Origin of the sequence: Roseiarcus sp. (assembly GCF_052145395.1) — a bacterium.
In the GTDB taxonomy this organism is placed as follows: domain Bacteria; phylum Pseudomonadota; class Alphaproteobacteria; order Rhizobiales; family Beijerinckiaceae; genus Roseiarcus.
The window spans coordinates 1-2,859 of record NZ_JBKQOT010000235.1; the positions used below are offsets into that span (position 1 = coordinate 1).

General features: G+C 71.0%; 5 protein-coding genes and 1 pseudogene. All 6 read right to left on the reverse strand.

Translation table 11 applies throughout. The annotated features are described in order from the left end of the window. A pseudogene (locus ACLP25_RS07965) lies at window positions 1–395 on the reverse strand (complex I subunit 5 family protein); the annotation flags it as partial. Beyond that, window positions 392–733: an NADH-quinone oxidoreductase subunit K gene (locus tag ACLP25_RS07970; RefSeq protein ID WP_442468675.1), complete on the reverse strand. Its 342-nt coding sequence runs from the start codon at window positions 731–733 to the stop codon at window positions 392–394. The pseudogene ACLP25_RS07965 and the gene ACLP25_RS07970, both read right to left, overlap by 4 nt. Then, the gene (locus ACLP25_RS07975; protein WP_442468676.1) at window positions 730–1,668 is read right to left on the reverse strand and encodes a hydrogenase subunit MbhD domain-containing protein; all 939 of its coding nucleotides are present in this window, start codon (window positions 1,666–1,668) and stop codon (window positions 730–732) included. The genes ACLP25_RS07970 and ACLP25_RS07975 overlap by 4 nt, the downstream gene beginning before the upstream one ends. After that, complete coding sequence (locus ACLP25_RS07980) at window positions 1,665–1,958, reverse strand: monovalent cation/H(+) antiporter subunit G (protein ID WP_442468677.1); 294 nt, start codon at window positions 1,956–1,958, stop codon at window positions 1,665–1,667. The genes ACLP25_RS07975 and ACLP25_RS07980 overlap by 4 nt, the downstream gene beginning before the upstream one ends. Then, the gene (locus tag ACLP25_RS07985) at window positions 1,955–2,239 is read right to left on the reverse strand and encodes a monovalent cation/H+ antiporter complex subunit F (protein WP_442468678.1); all 285 of its coding nucleotides are present in this window, start codon (window positions 2,237–2,239) and stop codon (window positions 1,955–1,957) included. Before ACLP25_RS07985 ends, ACLP25_RS07980 begins: the two co-directional genes overlap by 4 nt. Continuing rightward, window positions 2,232–2,708, reverse strand: coding sequence for a Na+/H+ antiporter subunit E (locus tag ACLP25_RS07990; RefSeq protein ID WP_442468679.1), 477 nt, complete (start codon window positions 2,706–2,708; stop codon window positions 2,232–2,234). The genes ACLP25_RS07985 and ACLP25_RS07990 overlap by 8 nt, the downstream gene beginning before the upstream one ends. Between the last annotated feature and the right edge of the window lie 151 nt (window positions 2,709–2,859).

Sequence of the window (2,859 nt, forward strand, 5' to 3'; positions counted from 1 at the left end):
GCCCAGATCGCCTGCAGCATGATCCAGAACGTGAGGCCCTTGCGCGTTTCCAGGACGTCCGGCGGCGTCGCGAAGCTTGCGCGCGCAAAGACCGCCGCGGCCGGGACGAGCAGGGCGGTCGCCACGAGCATGACCGACGAGATCCCGTCGGCCCGGAGCGCGATGCCGAGCGGGGGCGCAACGCCCGCGACGACGTAGGCGATCGGCTGGCCGGAGCGCCACACGAGCGCTGCGATCGCCGCCGCCAGGGCGAGCCCTATCGGCGAGAGGACGAGCAGGATGCGCTCGGCGGTGCGGCCGCCGAGCGGGAACGAGGCGAGGATCCCGGCTGACGGCGCGAGGATCGCCAGAACCAGCAGAAAGCCGCCGGGCGTTGTCGCGTCCGCCGGCGTCATGGGTCTTTGGCTCCGTCGTCCGGCTTCGTCCAGGCGTCCGGGTCGAGCGTGACGCGTCCGGCCTCCTCGGAAAGCCGCAGCATCAGCGCGACGGCCAGCGCGCTCGCGGCGAATGCGACGACGATGCCGGTGATCACCATCGCCTGCGGCACCGGATCGAACGGGAAAGGCCCGACCGCTCCCCGGCGCGCGACGATGCCGAACACCAGGAACACGCCGCTGCCGATCAGGTTGAAGGCGAGCAGCTTGTGCAGCGGCTGAGGGTTGACGATGAGGCTGTAGAGGCCGAGCCCGACGAGCCCGGCCCCGACCAACCCGGAGAGCGCCGCAGGATTCATGGCTCGGAGTTCCGGCTCGGCGGCCCCGCGACCAGCATGGGCAGGGTCGCCGCGATCGTGAGAACCATGAACGCCTCGATGACGATGATGATCGGCTTGGCGAAATTTACCGGATAGGCGAAGAACGCGCCGGCCATCCATGGGCCCAGGAGGCCGACGGCGAGGAAGACGGCGGGCCCGGCGACCAGCGTGAGCCTCAGCCAGCGCGCGCCGATCCGCGGCGGCTCCGCCATCCGCGCCATCATGACGACGATCCACATCGCCGCCAGGATCGCGCCCGACTGGAAGGCGCCGCCTGGCTCGTCAGCGCCGGCCCAGAACATGTGCAGGCCGACCAGGATCCCGATGGGAGTGAGCACCTTGGCGAGCAGCAGCAGGTCGCCCTGCGGCGCCGGACGACCGAGCGGCGCCGGCGCGCCTCCCCAGAAGCGGTCGGGCGCCACCGACCAGACGCCGACCACCGCCAGGACGAGCACGATCTTCTCGAGCATCGTGTCGAAAGACCGATAGGCGATCAGCACGGCGGTGACCGGATTGCCGAGGCCGGTCGTCGCGAGCGCCTTGTCCGCGGCGGGCGCGAGCGACGGTGCGTTGTCGGGGAGCAGCAGGACGGCGGCGGCGAGCGCGGCGGTCGTGAGCAGCGCAAGCAGGGCCGCCGGAATCTTGATCGACAAGCCCCGCTCGGGCTCCGTCCGGTTGCCGGCAAGACGCGTCCCCGCGGTGACGAGCAGGACGCCGGTGACGCCGCTGCCGATGGCGGCCTCCGTCAGGGCGACGTCGGGCGCATAGAGGCGGACCCAGACGATCGACACGAGCAGCCCGTAGACGACGAATCCGACGACCGCGGCGAACGTATCGCGGGTCAGCACCGTCCAGGCGGCGACGCCGAGGACGATCGCGCCGAGGCCAATGTCCAGGACCGAAAGCAGGGTCACTTTTTCGACCCCTCGAGCCGCAGCGCCCGCCCGATCATCTGCGACGCCGCCGCGCCGGAAATCTGGACCAGCGCCCAGACGACCACGAGCTTCAACGCCTCCTGAAGGCTGCCGGCGCGGGGCAGGAGCCCAAGCACGACGAGGCCCAGACCGAGGTTGTCGGCCTTCGACAGCGCATGCAGTCGCGTGAGCGAGTCGGGGAATCGAAGCAATCCGACGGCGCCGGCGAAGAAGAAGAACACGCCCGCGCCGATCGCGACCACGCTGAAAAGGTCGATCGCGGCGCTCACTCGCCGCGCCCCGCGGATTCGGACGCGCCGCCGGCGGCGTTGACGAAGGCGAGCGAGACGAACGCGGCGAGCAGCGCGACCCCGAGCGCCACGTCCTCGACGCCCGGCACGGGCACGCTGGCGGCGGAGGCGATCAGGAGAAGGGCCGCGATGCCGCCCGTCCCGAAAAGTTGCGCCGCCATGATGCGGTCGACCTCGCCGGGGCCGTAGAGCACCCGGGCGAGGCCGACGGCGACGGTGAGAAGCGTCAGGCCGGCCGCGGCGAGCAGGAAATCATTCATAGCCGACCGCCGCCATGAAAAGGTTCTCGTCGGCCGCCAGCGCCGCCTGGACCGGCTGGGTCACATCGATGGCGTGAACGATGAGCGCGTTGTCTTCAGCGCCCGTCGGCAAGGCGCCAGGTTGCAGGCTCGACAGCGCGCTGAAAGCGTTGCGCGCGAGGCCCGGAGCGATGCGGAGCGGGAATATGACGAAGCCCGGGCGGACGTCAGGCTCCGGGCTCAGCGCGCGGCGGGCGACGTCAAATCCGGCGACGATCGACCCGCGCAGGAAAATGGCGGCGAGCGCCGCCAGGGCGCCGAACCGTAACCCGGGGGCAAGCCGCGGAAAAAGCGCGAGGCTCACCCCGGTCGCCGCGGCGGCGGCGGCGACCCCGACGGGGATATCCTTGAGCTGCCAGCCCGCGATCGCGAGCCAGATCCCGAAGAACACAATCGCGCGAGCCGCAACGCCGCCTGCACTGTTCGCCACGAGAGCATCCCCGGAAGTCCGGAGGCGCGGTTAGCATAAATTCGCAGCGCTCGCCAACGCCGGCGGCCGGCGGCGTCAAGCCGCCAGACGCTCCACGGGGCCGATCCAGACGCGCTTCTATTCCGAGCGGCGCAGCACGTCGATGCTCACT

Excerpts from the sequence above, each read along its gene's own strand:
- ACLP25_RS07985 (WP_442468678.1), bottom strand. The coding sequence starts at position 2,239 with ATGAATGATTTCCTGCTCGCCGCGGCCGGCCTGACGCTTCTCACCGTC.
- ACLP25_RS07970 (WP_442468675.1), bottom strand. The coding sequence starts at position 733 with ATGAATCCTGCGGCGCTCTCCGGGTTGGTCGGGGCCGGGCTCGTCGGG.